Source organism: Paenibacillus sp. LRG-1, assembly GCF_057220305.1.
In genome coordinates, this window is sequence record NZ_CM170126.1 from 5733688 (window position 1) to 5754541 (window position 20854).

Annotated in this window: 17 protein-coding genes; 3 read left to right on the forward strand and 14 right to left on the reverse strand. The window is 45.0% G+C overall.

What is annotated here, in order from left to right:
• The first annotated feature begins 178 nt into the window (after nucleotides 1-178).
• Complete coding sequence (locus ACUUJN_RS25440; protein WP_023990905.1) at nucleotides 179-1015, forward strand: methyl-accepting chemotaxis protein; 837 nt, start codon at nucleotides 179-181, stop codon at nucleotides 1013-1015.
• A gap of 188 nt (nucleotides 1016-1203) precedes the next feature.
• On the opposite strand, the gene ACUUJN_RS25445 is transcribed toward ACUUJN_RS25440, so the two are convergent.
• Nucleotides 1204-2079 carry a hypothetical protein gene (locus ACUUJN_RS25445; protein WP_023990907.1) on the reverse strand — a complete coding sequence of 292 codons (876 nt, stop codon included), beginning with the start codon at nucleotides 2077-2079 and terminating at the stop codon, nucleotides 1204-1206.
• A gap of 560 nt (nucleotides 2080-2639) precedes the next feature.
• On the opposite strand from ACUUJN_RS25445, the gene hxlA reads away from it, so the two are divergent.
• Nucleotides 2640-3275, forward strand: coding sequence for a 3-hexulose-6-phosphate synthase (hxlA, locus tag ACUUJN_RS25450; protein ID WP_013312540.1), 636 nt, complete (start codon nucleotides 2640-2642; stop codon nucleotides 3273-3275).
• A 5-nt stretch (nucleotides 3276-3280) separates the two neighbouring features.
• Nucleotides 3281-3838 (forward strand): 6-phospho-3-hexuloisomerase, encoded by a 558-nt coding sequence (gene hxlB / locus ACUUJN_RS25455; protein WP_075154913.1) that lies wholly within the window; start codon nucleotides 3281-3283, stop codon nucleotides 3836-3838.
• Nucleotides 3839-3959: 121 nt separating this feature from the next.
• On the opposite strand, the gene ACUUJN_RS25460 is transcribed toward hxlB, so the two are convergent.
• The 13 genes from ACUUJN_RS25460 to ACUUJN_RS25520 form a co-directional block, all read right to left on the reverse strand.
• On the reverse strand, nucleotides 3960-5651 hold the full coding sequence (locus ACUUJN_RS25460; protein WP_484669056.1) for a glycoside hydrolase family 43 protein: 1692 nt from the start codon (nucleotides 5649-5651) through the stop codon (nucleotides 3960-3962).
• A 52-nt stretch (nucleotides 5652-5703) separates the two neighbouring features.
• Nucleotides 5704-7836, reverse strand: coding sequence for an endo-1,4-beta-xylanase (locus ACUUJN_RS25465; protein ID WP_484669057.1), 2133 nt, complete (start codon nucleotides 7834-7836; stop codon nucleotides 5704-5706).
• Nucleotides 7837-7897: 61 nt separating this feature from the next.
• Nucleotides 7898-8821: a carbohydrate ABC transporter permease gene (locus ACUUJN_RS25470; protein ID WP_028540826.1), complete on the reverse strand. Its 924-nt coding sequence runs from the start codon at nucleotides 8819-8821 to the stop codon at nucleotides 7898-7900.
• A 420-nt stretch (nucleotides 8822-9241) separates the two neighbouring features.
• Nucleotides 9242-10222 carry an ABC transporter permease gene (locus ACUUJN_RS25475; protein ID WP_341063225.1) on the reverse strand — a complete coding sequence of 327 codons (981 nt, stop codon included), beginning with the start codon at nucleotides 10220-10222 and terminating at the stop codon, nucleotides 9242-9244.
• A gap of 14 nt (nucleotides 10223-10236) precedes the next feature.
• Entirely contained in the window at nucleotides 10237-11904 is a 1668-nt protein-coding gene (locus ACUUJN_RS25480) for an ABC transporter substrate-binding protein (RefSeq protein ID WP_023990912.1), read from the reverse strand.
• A 230-nt stretch (nucleotides 11905-12134) separates the two neighbouring features.
• Nucleotides 12135-12800 carry an ABC transporter ATP-binding protein gene (locus ACUUJN_RS25485; protein WP_028540828.1) on the reverse strand — a complete coding sequence of 222 codons (666 nt, stop codon included), beginning with the start codon at nucleotides 12798-12800 and terminating at the stop codon, nucleotides 12135-12137.
• A 9-nt stretch (nucleotides 12801-12809) separates the two neighbouring features.
• Entirely contained in the window at nucleotides 12810-14099 is a 1290-nt protein-coding gene (locus ACUUJN_RS25490) for an ABC transporter permease (protein ID WP_028540829.1), read from the reverse strand.
• Complete coding sequence (locus tag ACUUJN_RS25495) at nucleotides 14080-15138, reverse strand: ABC transporter permease (protein ID WP_076295213.1); 1059 nt, start codon at nucleotides 15136-15138, stop codon at nucleotides 14080-14082. Before ACUUJN_RS25495 ends, ACUUJN_RS25490 begins: the two co-directional genes overlap by 20 nt.
• 71 nt (nucleotides 15139-15209) lie before the next feature.
• A complete protein-coding gene (locus ACUUJN_RS25500) occupies nucleotides 15210-15617 on the reverse strand; it encodes a hypothetical protein (protein ID WP_028540831.1) in 408 nt (135 codons plus the stop codon).
• Between the two features lie 176 nt (nucleotides 15618-15793).
• Nucleotides 15794-17587, reverse strand: a complete 1794-nt coding sequence (locus ACUUJN_RS25505; RefSeq protein WP_484669058.1) for a sensor histidine kinase — start codon at nucleotides 17585-17587, stop codon at nucleotides 15794-15796.
• Nucleotides 17584-19215 carry a response regulator transcription factor gene (locus ACUUJN_RS25510; RefSeq protein ID WP_484669059.1) on the reverse strand — a complete coding sequence of 544 codons (1632 nt, stop codon included), beginning with the start codon at nucleotides 19213-19215 and terminating at the stop codon, nucleotides 17584-17586. Before ACUUJN_RS25510 ends, ACUUJN_RS25505 begins: the two co-directional genes overlap by 4 nt.
• A gap of 275 nt (nucleotides 19216-19490) precedes the next feature.
• Nucleotides 19491-20264 carry a class I SAM-dependent methyltransferase gene (locus ACUUJN_RS25515; RefSeq protein WP_484669060.1) on the reverse strand — a complete coding sequence of 258 codons (774 nt, stop codon included), beginning with the start codon at nucleotides 20262-20264 and terminating at the stop codon, nucleotides 19491-19493.
• A gap of 113 nt (nucleotides 20265-20377) precedes the next feature.
• Nucleotides 20378-20719 carry a cupin domain-containing protein gene (locus ACUUJN_RS25520; protein WP_025721355.1) on the reverse strand — a complete coding sequence of 114 codons (342 nt, stop codon included), beginning with the start codon at nucleotides 20717-20719 and terminating at the stop codon, nucleotides 20378-20380.
• Between the last annotated feature and the right edge of the window lie 135 nt (nucleotides 20720-20854).

Sequence of the window (20854 nt, forward strand, 5' to 3'; positions counted from 1 at the left end):
ACGTTAAGATTAAATAGAAGGCATATCGTTCCCTAATGGAAACGGTATGCCTTTTTTTCTGAAGCTTTCATTTCCCTTTAAATTTTCAATATCTTTATAACTTTTATCCGTCTTTAGACCGACAACTATATACGAGACTATAAAAAATATATCTAGTAAAGAAAGGTAGGTTATCTATTTGAATACAATAGATGCATTAATTGCAGCCATTCCCTACATACAACAGATTATGCGTGAGAAAGTGACCCTTGCTCTCTTCGACCGCACTCATGTCCTTATGTATACCCAATCGGAGGGTATGGATCTCGGCTTTGAAACAGGCTCGGAGCTGCTCGAGGACTATAAAGATTTTGCCATGCTTAAAAATGGACGTGAGGCCAGCCTGACCCACATTCCTGCTGAAATTCTAGGGTTTCCTCTTGATATGATCAGTATCCCTGTATTTGACGAGAAAGGTGAAGTCATCGCAGCATTTGCGGCCTCTTATAATTTGACTAACAAAAATCAACTGGATCAAATCGTATCCGAGAATCGCTCCATCACCGAGCAGCTCATTGATATGGTACAGCATGTAGCGGCTCATTCCGAGGAGCTTCAGGCAACCAGTGAACAGATTTTGAAAAACACTCAAATCGCCGTACAAAACTCGGGTAAAATCAATCAGGTAGCTGTGTTCATCAAGGAAATTTCCGATCAGACCAACCTGCTTGGATTGAATGCAGCGATCGAAGCCGCACGTGTAGGAGAAGCAGGAGCAGGCTTTGGTATCGTCGCTCAAGAGGTGCGCAAGCTATCCGTAGAATCCAAAAAGGCGACGGTCGATATTGAAGGAGCCCTTAAGGATGTACAAAACTCCATTCGTCAAATGGAGCAGGAAATTGAGCAAATTGTTTCTTCTTCTCAGGAGCAGGCGACTCTGGTAGGCTCCTTCACTGAAGTGATGGAGCGTATGCAAAAGGCGAGTGAAACGATGCAACATCTGGCCAATGACCTGACTTCGTATGCCATAAAATAAATCTTGGGATAAAAAAGGGGAGCACACTGATCGCAAAATGCGTAAAAGTGTGCTCCCTTTATGTACAAAAGCCCTATCTGGCTTGATGGTCTAAATCTGAAACTCAAGCAGTATAAGAAAAAACACCATGATTTGAAGGAAACACTGGGTCTAACCCTCCCAAAATATTTCCCACCGGAAGAGCAATACTAAGAAACGCCAAGACCATAGTTACCGAGATTAATGCCTTTTTCATTATGAAGCCCCCTTAATAAAATGGTTTGGTATTGCTCTTGCTGTGATGGTGTTGCCAAATCTCGATAAGTTTCAAACAGAGCAACCAATGTCCTGAAATCGGCATCCGCTTCTACACTGGCAGAGAATTGCAGAGAATCAAGGACATAATTTAAGGCAACAGAGTATTGCTTCTTCTTGAAATGGTAAATGGCCAACTGGTTGACCAGTTTTAAATAATATACGCGGTTTGCTCTATCTTCATAACCTTCAAATATCTTAATATCATCAGCAAAATCGTTCAGCAGGTCGTCTATATTCCAATTATTCAAGTTAGCCGCTTCGGCAATACCAACCAATCCTGGAAGTAGCTCCTCTTCATTGTCGTGAAGAAATTGAACGTACTCAGGCAAAAGTTCCCTTCTCCCCGAAAGTAATTCAATCGTAAATAAATTGGCCTTGGCGAGGAAACGGAATCTCTCTACTTCTTCGTGACCGCTCTGATCCAGCCCCATAAACCAGCCCATTTCGCTATACTTCATAATATAGTTTCTGGCTTCCTCATACTTTCCCATATTCTGATAGTAAATAGACTTCGCCAGATAACTGTAAGCATAATAAAACACTAGCGGGTGTTTGGTGTCCAATGTCTCATACTTGCCGTCTGCAGCATTTCTCAGTTGGGTGTGATACAGGCTTTCAGCCAACGTATGCAGATAATCTGCTACTTTGTTCGCTTCATCCCAATCATTATGTGTGTAGCTGATTCTAAACAACTCACAAGCTTTATCGAGTTCGTGGCTGTCCGACAACAAATAAATGGCTTCCCTTTGGTTCAGGACCTCTTCCACTAAAACCCGCCTCCCTATCCTGAAAATTGCGATTACCCCTTAGCACAGCGGCTACTCTTCAGGGTAGTTATGCTCTTAGCCTCCATTTTTTGCATACCAGTATATTACAAATATAGTCAAAACCTAACTTGAAGTCAATTTAATCATCGCTACCTTCTTTTTTTGCAACCTTACATTGCTGTGTATGGTTATGGATTTTGCAAAATTCGATTCCAGTCGCTCCGAAGTGCAAGATATAGACGAACTAAACCATTTCGATCTATATCTTGTTCATTGGAAGTCGCTTATGGGATTTTTGCAAAATCCTTGGTTACGAATAATCGACTCCCCTTATAGAAATAATGCTAAAGAAGACAAAATGCAGGCTCTCTCATGAATGGTTTTTATGATGCTATAGTATCGTCGGGGTAACTACGTTACGAATTAGTGCGTACTTTTCAATCGGATATCGGGGCCTTACAATCAAACCTGTGCATGAAACCAAAGTATAGAGTAATACTCAACAGAGCATGTACCTGTTCATCAAAATATAAATTCACTTAAGGAGTGAAGTTAATAACATGGAACTTCAATTGGCTTTAGACTTAGTAGATATCCCGCAAGGTATTGCATTGGTAAAAGAAGTAGAGTCGTATATTGATATCGTAGAAATCGGTACGCCGATTGTCATCAATGAAGGACTTCATGCAGTAAAAGCAATGAAAGAAGCATTCCCGAATCTGAAAGTGCTGGCTGACCTGAAGGTTATGGATGCAGGGGGCTATGAAGTGCTAAAAGCTTCCGAGGCTGGTGCAGATATCGTTACGATTTTGGCTGTAGCTGAAGATGCGACAATTAAAGGTGCAGTAGAAGAAGCGAAAAAACAAGGCGGCAAAAAAATCCTGGTGGACATGATCGGTGTTAAAAACCTGGAGCAACGTGCGAAAGAAATCGACGCTCTGGGCGTTGACTACATTTGTGTGCATACAGGCTACGATCTGCAAGCTGAAGGACAGAGCCCGTTCGAAGCACTGCAAACCGTCAAAAAAGTCGTGAAAAACTCCAAAACTGCCGTGGCTGGCGGTATTAAACTGAGCACCTTGGCTGAGGTCGTGAAGGCTCAACCGGATCTGGTTATCGTCGGCGGTGGTATCACTGGCGAGGACGACAAAAAGGCTGTAGCTTCCCAAATGCAACAGCTCATCAAACAAGGTTAATCCCAATGGAAACCTCTCAATATTTATCCGAGGTACTCAAGGAGCTGCAATTGGTTCCACAATTGATCAGTGATACAGAATCGGAGCAGCTGATCCACTCCATCGCCGCTGCGAATAAGGTATTCGTGGCAGGTGCGGGCCGCTCAGGGTTCATGATTCGCTCGCTGGCGATGCGGCTGATGCATATGGGGGTTCAAGCTTACGTAGTCGGGGAAACCGTAACTCCTGGTTTGAGCGAGGGCGACCTGCTCATTATTGGTTCAGGCTCTGGTGAAACCAAAAGCCTGACCTCCATGGCAGAAAAAGCAAAGAAACTTGGGGCCTCTCTGGCGCTTCTAACCACTTCCCCGGGTTCCACCATTGGCAAACTGGCCGATATCATCGTCAAGCTGCCTGGTGCGGCCAAGGACCCGTCCAACAAGGACTACCAAACGATTCAGCCTATGGGCTCATTGTTTGAACAAACCCTGCTGTTATACGGTGACGCATTGGTACTCAGAACGATGGAGCTGCGCAAGCTGACCTCCAAATCTATGTTTGGCCAACACGCCAATTTGGAATAAAAATGTAATTCCTTTACGATAACAAAGCAGGCTGTCCTTTACATGTCACATGTGAAGGACAGCCTGCTTTTATGCTTGTATAAGGCGACTTTCCTATCTACACCGTTTGGACGTTTATTCTTCAGGTTTGGCTTATAAGGCTTATATAGTCCAAGCCATCGTAGGAGAAATATTGAAAGTATGCGGGAGTCGCGGCGACAGATACCGGTTCATCTACAGCGACGGTCGATACAGCATACATGCCAATCAGCGCTCCCGTGAAACCGCCATTGCTTTCAGATGAGACTACAAAAGCCGGAACCGTAGCGAGCAGTACCCAGTTGCCTGGACGCACAGCATAAGATAAGGCGAAATGATACGCATCGGATAGGATGCGAAGCTCCATACCTTCACCGCTTGGTATATCAGGAGCCGCCAGCGGTACAGAGACCCATTCGGTTCGTTTTCCCTGATCTGCGACCGAGACCACTACAGTAAGCATGTTGCCTTCTCCATTCCGACGAATACCCAGCGTAAAGTGACCGTGCTCATTAAGTCGTACCGCAAGGCCGGCTTCCTCGCCCTCATGCTGTGGTTGAAAATAAAGCCGGCTACGGACGGCGATCTGATGATGCCGCAGACGGGTGCCGAGGAATACGCTCGGCGCTTCGTCCAGCAGCGTGTGGCGATTGCCGATGAGCGTTAGCCATCCGGGGCGCGCTTCCAGGCTGATGCAGGCTTCACACAGCCTGCGCAGAGCAGCCCAACGGAAGTCCAGCCGCTGACCACCAAAGTCATCGCGCCAGCTATGACGCTTTGCAGGCGCGAGCGGCGCAGAAGCAGGCGGGCGAGCCTGCTCCGCCAGACTGAATGGCTGACGGTCTACAGACATGTGCAATTGCACCGTGCCTGCGTTGTTGTCAGCCGTAGGCCATCCGTCCGTTGTCCAGCGGACGGGGGCCAGAAAGGTTTCGCGTCCGAGCACGCTATACGAAGGTGGTACCTCAGCCTGAGGCTCGACAGCCTCCAAGCGGTCAGCCACAGGCTCGATGTCCACCACCGGACGGACACCGAGAAAAAAAGCCCACCAGTCCCCGCGAGTGTCCTCAACCAATTCGGCATGACCTGTGTTCTGAATCGGATGTGCAGGGAGAGCGTTATGCGTGAGCATCGGCTCTGTCATACGCTCGAACGGACCGTAAGGGCCCTCCGCACGATACACGAGTGTTCGATGATCACGCCCCGTTCCGCCACATGCGCAGAGCAAATAATAGTGGCTGCCGATGTGATACAGATGCGGCCCTTCGGTCCATACGCCGCCATCCCCGTGAGCAATCGCTATAGGCTCTGTCAATGCCTGACCTGTAGTGATATCAATCTCATACTGGATAATATGCGACTCGGCATCTGCCCCGGATTGTACGGTCACATACACTTTCCCATCGTCATCCAATAGCAGAGACGGATCTATATTCCCGTAACGAATACAGATCGGGTCTGACCAAGGCCCAGCGGGGTTCACAGATGTGATATAAAAATTACCTATCCCCATCACATCTGTCGTAATCAGATAAAAAACACCTTGATGATAGCGCAGTGTGGGCGCATATATGCCTTCCGAGCTTTTGCGAGTGGACAAATCAATCTGACTGCGCCGGTTCAACGCATGCCCGATCTGCCGCCAATCGGTCAGGTTTCGGCTATGAAAAATGGGCAAGCCCGGCATGTATTCAAACGAGCTTGCCGCCATGTAATAATCTTCTCCGACACGTATCACACTCGGATCAGGATAAAATCCGGGGACAACCGGATTCGTATAGCGTAAGGTAGCCATAGCTCCAGCTCTCCTTTTGAACAGCTCTATTCCTCTGTTTCATTCAAACTATTCATTGGTTATTCCCCGCTGGCAACGGCGGGACTTTGGACGGATCAGCAAGTGCCCAATAGGCATATTTGGCCTTTAACCGTTCGTCGAATAGTAGCGGCTTATCCAGCCGGGCTATCGGAAACGTGCTGAGCCACGTATTTCCATCATCCGTACCCCAAATCGTCACATTTCTGATATGATTCTGCTGCCTTGAAAACATATCGAACAGCGCCCGATAGCGGTGAGCCTGCCGGACCAGCATAGATTCTGGAATCGTTTCATAGCGATCTGTGTCATTGGAATAAAGACCCATATCCAGCTCGGTAATCTGATTGTCCAGACCAAGCGAAGCAAACTTTTCTATGGACTGCTCAATCTCGCTAATAGCGGGAAACTCCAGGCGGATATGCGATTGGTGGCCTACCCCGTCAATCGGTACGCCTTTAGCGAGCAGATCACGTACCAAATTGTACAGAAAATCCCGTTTCTTCGGCTCATGTGTGTTGTAATCGTTAATGAATAGTCGTGCGTTCGGGCCCGCCGCTTCCCTCGTGACACGGAATGCTTTTTCAATATAATCAGTACCAGTAATCTGATACCACTTGCTGCGGCGCATGCCATCCGGCTGATCAGGATCAATGACCTCATTCACCACATCCCAATCGGTGATGACATTTTTATATCGGACTGCAACAGCGCGAATATGCGTCTCCAGCCGATCCAGCAAAAGCTTTTTATTCTCAGCAGTCGGCGTCATCGGCTGTCCATTCTTATCCTTGAACATCCAATCCCCAGTTTGGTTATGCCACACCAAAGTATGGAAGCGAATCTCCAATCCATGCTGTCTAGCAAACTGCACAATTTGGTCTGCTTCCTCCCAATGGAACTGTCCCTCGGACGGTTGTAAGGAGATTGGCTTCATCGCATTCCCTGCAACGACGCTGTTAAAATGCTTCTGTACCAACTCTCCGTAAGCCCCTTCGGTCTGGAAAGCTTCAATCGCCGTGCCAATGCTAAACTGTCCCCCATATAATCCATGCAAAGAAGGAATGTCCTTTTCAATAGCTAGTGGTGGTACAAGTGACAGCTCGAAATCATCCATATAAAAGGAAGGCGTTCCTTCTGCCGTTTCCAAATACATCGAAACGGTGTCTGCATCATGCGCAAGCGTATACGTACCAGACAAATGCATCCATCCCCCTGTCGTAGTAGCCGTGTCGCCTACAACAGTTTCATACGCACTATCCCCTTGGTGATCACGCTGTATGCTGAGCCTCACCTTGGCAGGCTGCTCACCCGGCGCCAGCTTCACCCAGGCACTGACCGTATATCGGCTGCCCTTTTGCATCGTAGCAGTCACATCCAGCTTGGGGCCGGCATATGTCTTTTGTCTGCCTGTTGTCAGCAGACTGTATGAGCCGGTTCGTGCATCGGCATTCGAAACCTGTACGGTTTCGGCTCCCATACGGGACACCCATCCTTGAGCCGTACCATCTTCAAACCCGGATACGATACCATTGGTTGGCTCCGTTGGCGTCTTCGATACCTGTGTTATTTCTACCTCATCCACATAATAGGCCTGCGCGGGATTCGAGCTTTCCACATACAGCTTCAATGCATCCATCCCCCCGGTAAAAGTATATTTCCCCTGAAGTTTGATCCACGATGTATCCGCCGTCTCCGTCTGCGCTACCGTCTTCCATGTCGTAGTCCCACCTGTCGGCTGCTGCTCCACTGTAAGTTTAACCATGCTCGGAACCGCAGAATGACCATCTAGCTTCACATAGCCACTAATTTCATACTCTACATCCGGCTGCAACAGCGACTTCACATCCAGCTCCGCCCCGTTCCAAGCCGCTGTGCGGGCGGTTGCCTTCAGACTGTGCGTGCCGCCATATGCTGCTTCCGTGACGGATGCAATTTGGGTATAAGTTCCCCGAGGCTTCCAGCCATCGCTGTTTCCTTGCTCAAATCCATACGTTCCAATGGTTTTATGGATATTACCCGCTGACAGCACCGTATCCGCAACGGGCGGGGAATGTTCTATAGACGTAGCTGCCTTCGCTACAGACGCTCCCCACCAACCAACAGGCGATAACAACAGCGCTCCAGCCAGCACCAGACAAAAAGGCTTAACCCAACATGGCCGCAAAGCAATCCCTCCCGCACTCAAATTTTTTGAATTCGTATTGGGCACCATTGGATTTCAGTTACTATCCTTTGACACCTCCCAAGGTCATACCCTTCACAAAGTATTTTTGCAAAAAAGGATAAACTAAAATAATAGGCACTGAAGCGACAATCGTCATCGTGGCCCGAATTGAGGTAGGCGTGACCGACTTCGCCAGATTTTCCGAACCAGCGAATTGGCTCGCATAGTCCTGAGTGTTAACAGACGTGTTGGAATTTTGCAGTATTTTCATCAGCTCATATTGAAGAGTGCTCCATTGCTCATATGACGAATTGTACAAAAACACATCGAACCAGGAATTCCATTGCGCGACCGCTGTAAACAGCGACACCGTCGCCAGTACGGGAACACACAGCGGCAAAACGATGCGCATAAAAGTGGCAAACTCCCCAGCCCCGTCAATACGCGCCGACTCTAAAATCCCTTCCGGCAATCCCTCAATAAAGGAGCGAATGACAATCACATTAAACACCCCGATCAATCCCGGCACGACATACACCCAGAAAGTCCCCAGCATCCCAAGCTCACGAATCAGGAGAAAGTTTGGAATCAATCCACCGCTAAAATACATCGTTAAAATAAAAGCAATCGAAACAAATTTGCGCAGCACATATTCCGGCCGGCTGATCGTATACGCCACCATCGCGCAGCAAAACACAGAGGTCACCGTACCCGCAACCGTACGTAATACAGAAATCAGCGTAGCATGGAAAATCGTCGCTTCCTTGAACACATATTCATAATTACTCCACGTGAATTCACGCGGCCACAAATAGATCCCGCCCCGAATCGAATCATTCGCTTCATTCAACGAAACCGCCAGCGTATTTAAAAACGGATACAGCGTGAACACCATCAGGCAGAGCATAAACACGATATTGCACGCATCAAAAATTCGATCCGAGGGGGCCCGAAATCGCCCGTGTACGGCCTTCCCTTTGCCCATGACTTCCGCTCCTTTCTAAAAAATAGTTTAGGCATTTGGATCGCGCACCCTCTGCTATCTCCTTCGAATAGCACAGTCCTAAAAAACAGCCTCTAATGGCGATAGCGAAGCTGAGCCAGCTATCATGACGCCCAAGGAAGCGCGAGTCACGCGTCTTCCTTAAGCTCTCCCCTTGCCACTACCCTCAGTTCTTAAAAAAGTGACTTTATGGCGGGCAACAGCGGAGCGGGCGGAATTGTTCTGAAGAAGCGGAGCGTTCGGCTAAAAGCTTTCCAGAGGAAAGCTCGCATCGTAAGCATAAGCTAGCCCCGGATTCCAACCTCTAATGTTTTATGATAAAAAGGAATACGGGGATAACAGCGATCGGAAGAACAATCCGCACGCGAAGCGGCCGTCCCCCCACCATAACTCACTCTTTTCTCAGAACAATCTCTCCTCCCCTAACCGCTTCGCAATATGATTGGCACTAAACAGTAAGATGAAGCTGACTACCGTTTTGAACATCCCAGCAGCAATGGAAAGCGAGAAATTACCCATCTGGATACCATATTTCAGTACGAAAATATCCAGATTCTCCGAATAATCCACGTTCATGCCATTGCCCAGTAAGTATTGCGGCTCAAAGCCGGATTCCAGCAGATTGCCGATGTTCATAATGAGCAGGATGATAAATACAGGCTTCAATCCGGGTAATGTCACATGCCAAATCCGCTGAAAACGCCCTGCTCCATCCATCTCGGCCGCTTCATACTGCGAGGGATCAATCATCGTCATCGCAGCCAAATAAATGATGGTGTTCCAGCCGACATTTTTCCATACCTCCGATGCACCGAGAATGCCCCAAAAATAGCTTCCCTCGCCCAGCCACAGAATAGGCTCCTTAATCAACCCCAGCCACATCAGCACCTCATTGATGATGCCGCCATCCGCAGACAGCGCCGTACTGATGATGCTAGCCGCGACCACCCACGAAATAAAATGCGGTAGATAGCTGATCGTCTGTACCACCCGCTTAAATACGAGCTGGCGAAGCTCATTCAGCAAAATCGCTAATGTTATAGCGGTGACAAAGCCCAGCACCAGATTAATAAAGCTCATCGCCAGCGTATTGCGCATGACCCGCAGAAAGTGTTCATCCTGAAATAGAAAATGGAAATGTTTTAATCCGACCCATTGCTGATCGAGCAACTTGCGGGCAGGCTTAAAATCCTGAAAGGCAATTGTCCAGCCCCAGATGGGCAAATACTTGAAGATAAACAGCCAGATTAAAAAAGGGACGGACATCCATACCAGTGCCCGTTGCTGATTCAGCTTGTGCATAAATCCCCTAAAGCCGGTTCGCCGCGAGGGCGGCAACTGATCCGGGAAGATCGTGACTGCTGGTGGTGACGAGTGGCCCATAGCTGCTTCCTCCTTTATTTTTTACCGGGATTCTCGATTTTTTTGGCAACCTCCTTCGTGATCAGCTCCTCATACGCCTTTACATCCAGCTTGTTGAATTCAGTAGTGTATTCACTCCATATCGCATCAAACTGCTCCGGTGCAGACAGCACCAAACGCGGGAAATATTTGCGCTGCAGGTCCCCCTTCTTTTGCTGGAAGAGCTGCGCAGGTGAACCTTGAGCAATTGGGATACTCCAGGCCGGATACCATGGGCGCTCGTCTGGTGCGGAAAACATTTGCGAGAAGGACTCTACACCATAGACTTTTAGTAGCTTTTTATCTCCCTCGGTGTAGGACATACGCGCAACCTCCGGCTGCCGTCCGGCACCAACGGAGTTGCCGTCAGGCAGGGTAGAACCGCTACCGTATCGCGGCCAACTGTATTCAAAATATTTGAACCCGAATGATTCGCGGAACGCGTCCTGACCAGTCTGCTTAATTTGCTCCTCAGTCCGGTAAAAGCGTCCTTTTTTATCTACATCATAGGTTTCTCCCTTGATTCCCCAGTTGGATAACACCTGGTTTTCGTCGGTCAGCAGGTTGTCAAAAAATTTGATGATACGTACCGGGTCCTTGGCACTGACCGTAATTCCTATGCCTCGGTTATTAACGAATGACGACGGATCAATGTACTGATCCTTTATATTCTGGTCGTATACAACAGGCAGCCCTATATACTCCATATCATCATTGCCCGATTGCTTGGAAGCCTCCTGCAGATTATTCAGGGCCTGCCCCGCCTGCCAGCGGTAGTCGAAAAAGCCCAGCACCTTACCCGAAGTCAGCTTCGCCAGATATTGATCGTAATTGTCCACAAAGGACGATTTATCAAATAGGCCTTCTACATTGAGCTGATTTAGCTCTTTCAGATACCGCTTTGTGATTTCCATATCTCCATAATCCGTGGCCCGGTGTGTTTTCATATCAATAATCGTGCCGCCATCATTCGGATAGCCTGCCAGATGCATCGGTGCGTTCGTAAGAGCATAAAACCTATCCTGCGTGGTTAACGCCAGGTACCCAGTCAATCCCTCATCTGCATGCTTTTTCGCATAGTTACGAATCAGGGCTAAATACTCGTCAAGTGTTTTGATTTTTGGATATCCCGCTTCTTTTAATACCCTGCGTTGCACCCAAAAGGCTCCTTGCTCTAAGTTAGGTGCAGGTAAATAATCGCCTACAACCGCACTGAGCGGCAGAAAGTAAATGTTCCCATCCTCCGCCTTCATCAAGTTGTAGTACGGTCCATATACACGCTTAATATTGGGTCCATATTTGTCGATCAAATCATTCAGGGGAATAAAAGCCCCGGCATCAAGCAGCTTATCGATCGTGCCATCCGGTACTATCACATCCGGGTAATCGTTACTGGCAATAAATGTACCGATCTTCGTATTGGAATCACCCACCAAATGCTCCAGCTTCCAGTTTACCCCCGTCTGATCCTCCAGGATTTTGCCGATCCGCGTTTCTTTGGTATTAATGTCCCTCCCCGCAGTGGCATTAAAATACGTGAATGTGACCTTCTCCTTGCTATCTCCTGACGCCGGCTCCTTGCCCGAGCTCCCTGAGCAAGCAGCGATCATAGACGCCATCATAACCATTACCAGAGTGATGATTCCGAACCTTTTGCTTGTCATGCCAGACCCTCCCCTTTCGTCCTCTTTTGTCGATTGTGTGTGAATATCGTGCGCACGTACCTCAAGCACTGAGAATCCCGTACGCCCTAAATTGTAAGCACTTTCATTTTATAAAATGCCGTTCATTTCGTTCACCTGTCAATCTAAAGGTGTTACTTAGAAAACTATAGGTAAAGGTCCTTCAAAGCAAATGGACGCCAATCCAGCATCGGCGTCCATGAAAAAACAAATTAGTAATAACGTATTTTACCTTCTTTGATATAAATCGTTTCATCACATGCATCGGCGACTTGCTGGTCATGCGTTACGACTACAATAGTTTTCCCCCGTATATTTAAATCCTTGAAAATACCCAAAATATTCTGTTCAGAGTGTTCGTCAAGGGAACCTGTCGGTTCGTCAGCTAGTATAATTTCTGGTTCTTGAACAAGAGCTCTTGCTATCGCCACCCGCTGCATTTCACCACCAGACAACATATCAACAGAATGAAAACCTAATTTTTCTAACTCTAATGCTTCTAAAACATCTTCCACCATATGACTTATCTTTGCTTTAGGGTATTTACTATATTTTAGGGGTAAAGCCACATTATCGAACACATTTTTGGTATCAATCAGAGCATAATTTTGTAAAATAAATCCTATTTTTTCTCTTCTGAAATCTGCTAATTGATTTAGAGTTTTAGTTGTCAGATCTTCTTGCTCATACATGTAAGTTCCACTGTCCGGTTTGTCTAATCCAGCAATTATATTTAGCAAAGTGGATTTCCCTGAACCGCTCCTACCCATAATTGCTGTCATAGAGCCCCTTTTAATACTCAAATCTACACCCTTTAATACTTCCAAAACCCTCTCTCCCACCTTAAAAGCTTTGTGAAGATTATTTATTGTAATCATTAAAACCAATCACTCCATTCGTTTTAAAAACATACTAACCTGCAACTTCCTGATCTTGTAGTAAAGTAGAAGTGTAGACAACGCAAATATAATTAGCATGCTCAGCAATATCGTAATGAAGTAACTCCCCATTTTAAAGTTAATAAAATAAGTATACAGAAATAGACTAATTAAACCTGGCACTATCACCAAAAATGCTATCTCTGCAATAAAATAGAAAAGTATATTCATTATCGTTGCTCCAGAGATCAAGTGAATAGATAAGTTTTTCATATTTTTCTCTAATTTAGTTACCATTAAAATCGAAATGCTAAGAATACACACTACAAATATAGTTATAGCTATAACACTGAGTACCATGATGTTTTCGTGTAGCGCTGAAAAAATAAAATTTAATGGTGGGCTGTTTGCTCCAAGAACTTGGGTATCATAAAAACCAGTCTTTTTTTGGGCTTCTTCTACCTTGCTCCTTACAAAGTACTCGGTTTCTGAACTCCAAATGTCCCCATTAATCAATTGGAGATAGTGTTTCTGTTGAAAGTTAAAGTCTTCCTTAGTATCTGGGACACTTGTAAACTGTTGTGCGGGCATAATAATATACCGATCAAGATATATTTCCGGGTTATTAGCATTAAAAACAAGTGAATCCTTTTTAACAAACCCTTTTACATAAAACTCAAAATCTTTAAACAAATATTTTCCTTTTAAAATATCTCCTGCTTTATATAGTTGCTTATATTCTGCTCCTAGGAGTACAGGAATGCTTGTATGACCCACATGATTAAAATCATGTGCGGTCAAGTTCTCCCCCTCATCTGTTTCAATGGAAAACTGATCTAGTCCTTGTTTATTAATTTGTAAAGCTTTTATAGAAACATAAGGGCCTTTGTTATTGATAGTAAAGACATTCGGTTCAAATCCTTGTTCATAATCCTGTGAAAATTTCGCCTTGTCCGCTCCTTCAAAATGAATGAGGTCAACAGGCTGCGTAAAAATGTAGATATACTTCTCACCTATATGTTTCTCTACATAATTATAAAAATTTTTAATTTTGGTTAAGAACATCGGTTGATTCATAAGTTTTTTTAATTCATCACTATTCGTTAGAGTGTCTGATAACTGGAAACTGTCTTGTGCCCCTAAGGCGGCTGTTTTACTTGATTTCGTAACTAAATGATTAAAATTCAAAAATAAAACAGTAACTAAAAAAAACAAAATAGTAATTTGAAGGAGAATAAATATCGTTGTGCTTTTGTTCTTTTGTACGCTTTCTAAAACTTCACTGTATACCATTCTCATTTAAACTTAAGTCCTTTCCTGATCTACCTATCCTTTTGACAGTAACGGATATGGAAAGATAAGAAGATAAGAGAATTAATACGTAGCCTATAAGCAAATATTGTACGTACAGTTCAATATTTTCTGTTGAAGCCCGAGCGATCAAAAATAAGAAAAGGCTTATTGTACACATAAGCAAATAAGACAGGGAGACGGCTACATAATATCGTTTGGAGAATTTCGCTATCACTTTCTCTGACTTAATTCCCATAATCCATAACCAATTTATTTCAGTTTTCTTTTTATCGTACCAATTCATAGTAAATATAACACTGGAGCAAACTAACAACAGAAATACGGTAATTATGATCGTATTACGATATATATCTATGCCCACATATCTCTGTGCTCCAGCATCACCGCGGTCAAATACATTCACCTTAACGCTTAAGTTTTCAAAAATTAAATAGCCATTTTTGAGAACAGAGGACACTGCGGGAGAATTTAGTACATAGATATTATTTAGGTGAGTTTGTTGACCAAGGGCATCCAAGTTTAGTAGCACCGTTGTATCCAGAGTTGATGGATAGGCCGCCCCCATAGAACCTATGACTTCAAATTTTTTTCCTTGGAACAGATAATACCGTCTGCCGTCAAGAGACGTAAGTGCTGATTCAGCAATACGTTGTCCAATTACAGCATACTTATGATCACTATAAAAATCGTCCTCATTAAAAAATCTCCCTGCAACCATTGGTGGCTTATATGTATCCTCTTTATAATAAAGAGCTCGCACATTCATTTCCCCAGTTTCAAGCTCCTTGAATATGGTAAATGGGTACGTTGTTCGGAGCTTACGCCAGTCCCATTCGTGAGCAGTATTTTGATTTACCATAAAGAATAAACTATTTTCTTGGTAAAGACCTCTGGATAAGGAGTCTAATTCTTTTTGTTGTACCATGTAATAACTCACAGAGATCATAATCATACTCAATAAAAAATACAGTACGAATATTGGTATTAGTCCATTTCCGGAAATTTCCTTCAGCTTACTTTTCATTTCAAATACCTCTCGTAATAAAAGGTGAAATTGTTAAAGAAACTAACAATCTCACCTTCTTTAGTTTTTAATTATTCTTGGCTACCGCCGTAAAAAGTTCTCGCTACAAGAATAGCTTCACCATAACCAGTGACAGCCCTGGTACGATCCCACCCCCATTGTCTGTCGCTATCAAGACGTACACTTCCTGCCCAAGTTAATTGTGCTCTGGAATAGTGATATTCACCCTCCCACTTTGTTATAGCAACTGCTCTTTCTAAATCTGAATTTCCTGGCTTAGCTTCCGTATAACCTTGGTGATCTGGAACACTTTTCGCAGCACGTAAGGAAAGCTCTTGATGAGAAATATTATTAGAAAAATTACCCTCCCCTTCAATCCAACCTCCTTCAATGGTGCTAGAAGCATAAGCAGAGGCGGAAATTGAACCAATAATAGCAACAACCGCTAGGGACTTAATTAACTTTTTAGTAAACTTCATCTCTTCCTCCAATAAAAAATTAGTTATATTTGAAAGCTGGCCAGCTATTCAAAACTTCATTGGTGTTAAGATATCCAAAGACTATTTCTTATAATTAATTTAGTATATATTCATATTTACCATATAATAGAAAGGAAGTATATAGCGAAAAATGAAATATTCTGTCGATAAATGATTTATTTAGCTTTTTTACACTTTTGAGGGTTCCATACTCGATCCGCAGGAATCCTAATTCGAATCTCCGTACCTTCGCCGGGTGCGCTGCGAATGGCAAGCTCAAAGCGGCTCCCGTAGTAAAGCTTAAGACGATAGATGACATTTTGCAGACCTATACGCTCACCCATTTCCTCCTGCCTTTGCATGTAACCATATAAGCGTTGTACCTGTTCCGCAGACATGCCCACCCCGTCATCCCGAACCGTTAGAATCAGTTGTCCTTCCTCATGCTCAAAATGTATCTCAATGCGTCCCCCATGCTTTAGCGGCTCAATGCCGTGGATGCTTGCATTTTCAACCAGTGTCAGCGCGACCATTTTGGGAAGCAGATTGTCCAGGTCCTCAGAGCGCGCTTGCACTTCGTACTGTATTCGCTCACCAAAGCGATATTGCTGGATTTCCAGAAAACAACGGATCAGCTCCAGCTCCTCCCGCAAAGTAACCCGATCCTTGTTCCACACCAGCGAATTGCGGAAAATCCGTGCCATGTTATGAATAATGCGCGCTGTCTCATCCTCATGCTTCATCAAGCTCCGCATGCGAATCGTCTCCAGCGCATTGAACAGGAAATGCGGGTTGATCTGGCTGTGAAGTGCATTCAACTGGGCATGTCTGCGCTGAATTTCCAGATTTTTTCGCTGAATATCGGCCATATAAACATCGTTAATCAGTCGCTTTATTTTCAACGTCATTCGGTTAAACTCACCTGTTAATTGCCCGATTTCATCTCTCGACTCTGTACCGCGAATCAGCTCAAAATGCTGGTTTTTCACCTTCTTCATGTGCTTTAAAATACGATGAATCCTCACGTTCAACGAACGTGTAATCCAAATAATGATTAATGTAGGCAGCAGCATATTGACACAGGTTAACAAGAGCACAAAATTGCGAGATTCCTGCATTTCATACAGCACTGCATCTCTCGATACCGCAGCCACAATGCTCCAGCCATTCAGATTGCTCGTAAGCACATAATTCGTCTTGAACTCCATCGTGTCCTCGGGCAGCTTGAGAGTGTTATAGGCTACATGTTTGTGGTTTATATCCACTTTGGGGTCCGTTGTATATTCGATTCCCCCTCGTTCGTTCAGCAGAAAGAGACTTCCCTGCAAATTCAGGTTATTGAAAATCTCCCGAATGGACGACATTCGCAGTTCTATTTTCAGTATTTTTTCACGACCATTTTGGGAATAAAAGTAGTTCATCCGCCGAATCAGGCTAAAAGGGTACATCTGTTCACCTGTGCTGTCATCGGTACGTACAAATATAGGCTTGGACTGGCGTCCAGGCGAGATTTTGGTATACCAGGGCAAACTTCTGACTCCCTCATCTATAAAGCTGATTCCCCCGGAATTCAGCAGCGTTGAATTATTTGTGTAGATCGTAATTCCACCTACGGAATGGTATGCAGGACTGTAAGTATTGTTCAAGATATGACGTAAATAAGAGTCATAAGCGGCGATATAGTCAGCAGGGTGGGGATATGTTTCTTCCAATACCTCATTGAGCTGATGATCAGTATAAAAGATAGACGAGATTTCCATCGCATCTTCAAATTCACGGTAAAATTCAATTTTAATCTGTTCCAGTGCGCGCGAAATATCCTGCATACGCTGTTCCTTCACGTTTTGCGAGGTGACATGGTAAAAAATAAGATTGGTCAGCACTACAGGCGTAAAAACACAGAGAAAATAAAGCAGCAGCATTTTATCTCGCAGTCGTACATGATCAAGAGTCATTCTCAGCATCTTCATTCGCCGGCCCTCTCTGACTCGTTGCCAACAATCAGGCTGTTGCGGTATTCGCTTGGTGTGGCATGCGCCATCTTTTCAAACTGGGTAACAAAATAGTCTGAACTGCCGAAGCCCACGCGCTCAGCAATTTCATAAATCCGCAGATCCGTCTGCCGCAACAAGCGTTTCGCCTCCTGAACGCGCAATTTCAGCAGAAATTCGTTAAAGTACACACCATACGTTTTTCTGAACAATTGACCGAGGTATACCGGGTTCATGTAAAAGCGAGCCGCAATACTTTTCAGGCTTATATTCTCGGCGGCATGCTGCTCAATGTAAGCACGGATGTGCTGAATGCCTCCTTGCTGACAATCCTTGCGCAGAACCCCAATATACCTTCCACTTTCCTCTGCAAAAGCTGTAAACAATCGCTGTAGTTCACCCAGGGACAGGTTCATGTCCTGCCAGTTCATCATCGGTTCTAGTGACTGAAGTGAGCGCTCATCTCCCTGCATGTTTTGAATGACCCGAACGATACTAAGTAAGCATTGATGCAGACTCATTTTCATAGCCTCAGGTGCATAACACTCCTCCCGAAAGCTGCTAAATAAATAATCCACGACCACACGCAGCTCATCCAACCGCAGTTCCTCGACTTGTTCCGTCAAGCGATCCAGTACGTCCTGAGGGATGGTCTTATAGTGAAGTGGTGGCATTCCCTCCTGTAGATATACAACAATACCGCTATTGTCATAAATGTATTTATGGAGCACTGCTTCCTTCGCACAGGCGTAGGACTGCTGGATATCCTGCAACCGATTCACAGGCTTTCCTGCATAAACGAAAACCCGACTTCCCAGCTGAACTTTTAGTGTTTTCATCCCCTCTATCTCTCGTTGTAGCGCTTTCATAAAAACTTCGACCTTGCCTTCAAAACACCCCAAAAAGAAGTCCGGTACGATAAGACCAATCCGGTTACGATGCTCATGAACATAGAGAGGGTACTTGCCATCCATTAAACGATGAAGCGCTTGCTCTATAAGCTCCCTGAACTGGAAAAGTGATAGCATGACACCATCGTCACCGGAGCGCCAGGGATGTTGGTCATTCAGCTCGACGAGTACATAGTACATATACGTGGCTTCCCCAAGCCGTAGCTGCTGCTCCCACTGTTTCACCACTACATCATCCACTGGGTTCATCATCACAGTCTCTAACAGCCCACCTGCATGGTGATTCTGATATCGTTGTGCATTCTGTTGTTCACGATGCAGTCTTTCACTCAGCTTGCGCAGTGTAGCCGAAAAGTCACCCTCATCAATCGGCTTAAGCATAAAATCATGAACCCCATAGCGGATTGCCTGCTGCGCATAAGCAAAATCACTATAACCGCTTAAGATAATAAACGCGGGATGTTCTGTACTCTGTTCGAGCACAGACCGGATCAGCTCTAATCCGTCCAGCACAGGCATACGAATATCGGTAATGACCAGGTCCGGGTGAATACGGCTGATTAGCTCCAGCGCATCCTCACCGTTATCAGCTTCTCCTACGATTTCAAAACCACAGGCTTGCCAATCCATGAGTTGAAGCAGCCCTTTGCGAGTAAAGGTTTCATCATCCACCACAATGGCTCGATGCAGCTTCATAACACGCTTCCTCCTTTTGAAGTATGCCTATTTTATTATTTTAGTTAACTATTCCAATGATCTCAGTCAATATGGTAATGTAAAACATCAGAAATTGGAAATTTTCGTTACACCTATTATATGACGAATAGAGGGGTGCAAAGCATGTGCACTCCAGCAGCCAAGCCAAAGCAGCAAATATATACAAAAAGGAGACGAATCCCTGAATGTGGGTTCGTCTCCTTTTTTGCTATTGCGTAAAAAGCTTTTATTATTCTCTTATTCGTGAATTCAGGCTATCGCTCAGCGATGATACTGACCGCTTGCAGATGGTCGGCGTACTTTACAAACTGCTTGCGCATACCCATAACCCTTGTCCGGGCAGCATGGTTACGCATAAGGTTAAAGGCGATTTTTCCAAATCTCAACCAGCCCTCGTCCTGAATGATACGTGGCAGATGCAATAAGTGCATGGGAACCGTATAGATTTTAACGACCTTAAAGCCTTCCTCTTTCAGCAGCTGTTCCCACTCTGACACCGTCAACGGTGTCGCATTAACTCTCATGGCTGTAGCCAAATCCTTGTAAATTTGTTTTCTGAGCGCAGGCTCAATATGGTTAGAAGCAAGGCACATCTCATGAATAGCATACTTCCCGCCCGTTTTCAAAAGCCGCCTGGCTTCCGAAATAATCTGCGCTTTCTTGGCTCTTGTGTGCATCGTCAGCATGGCTTCCCCATATACCACCGTCGCAGAGGCATCCGGCAACGGAACCTGTTCAGCATCGGCAATAATAACTTCCCGGTTTGCTCCGCTTGCATACGTTTTTACAATAGAAGCCGCCTTCTCATTCTGTTCAATCGCAATATAACGACGGGGATTAAGCCGCAGTGTGATTTGGGCAGTTATACCCAATCCGGGGGCAAACTCAATAACCTCATCCTGCCCGGTTACGTTAAGTCCCTCTATCATCCAACGTGTTGTTTTTAACCCTCCGGGCCTAAGCACGCGCTTACCGAGACTTGCTAATATCCAGTGCCCTGGCACCTGTTTGTAATCTACTGTCTGCATTGGCTATTAACACCTCTTCTTAAAATTTGATAATGATATTCATTATCAATACGAGTGAAAAAAAATAACCATTTTCTTTTTTTTATATGAGCATGTTGCTGCTGTGTCCTCTTTTATATGTTCTGCGCATAGCTTTCACTTGGCGTTTGGGTCAACACTACATGCAGACTGGAATTCGCCTCTGCACCGCCACGATAGGAAAAGTGCTCATCTCCCGTAACATGAATGATATCCCCTTGGACAACTTCCGTTGCTTCGCCGTTCACAGTTACAGTCCCGCTGCCTTCAAGAACAAGCAAATATACATTCGCTCCTGGGTGATTATGTGTTGGTAGCTCGGCATTAGGAGTAAAGTTGAGAATAAAAATTACATTGTCGGCTTCCTTATGCACAATTCGTTTTGTAAACGCAGCTTCTTTATATTCCTGAAATTGAATGAGGTTTGATTTTTTCATATTAGTTCACGCTCCTGTTTGAAATTAAATTTGCTTAAGATGGATTAATACCTTTATTGTATTGGATTATTTCGCTCGCCTTGTGATTGCAATCACAAAACTAAATTTAAGTAAAAATACTTTTAAAATATTTAA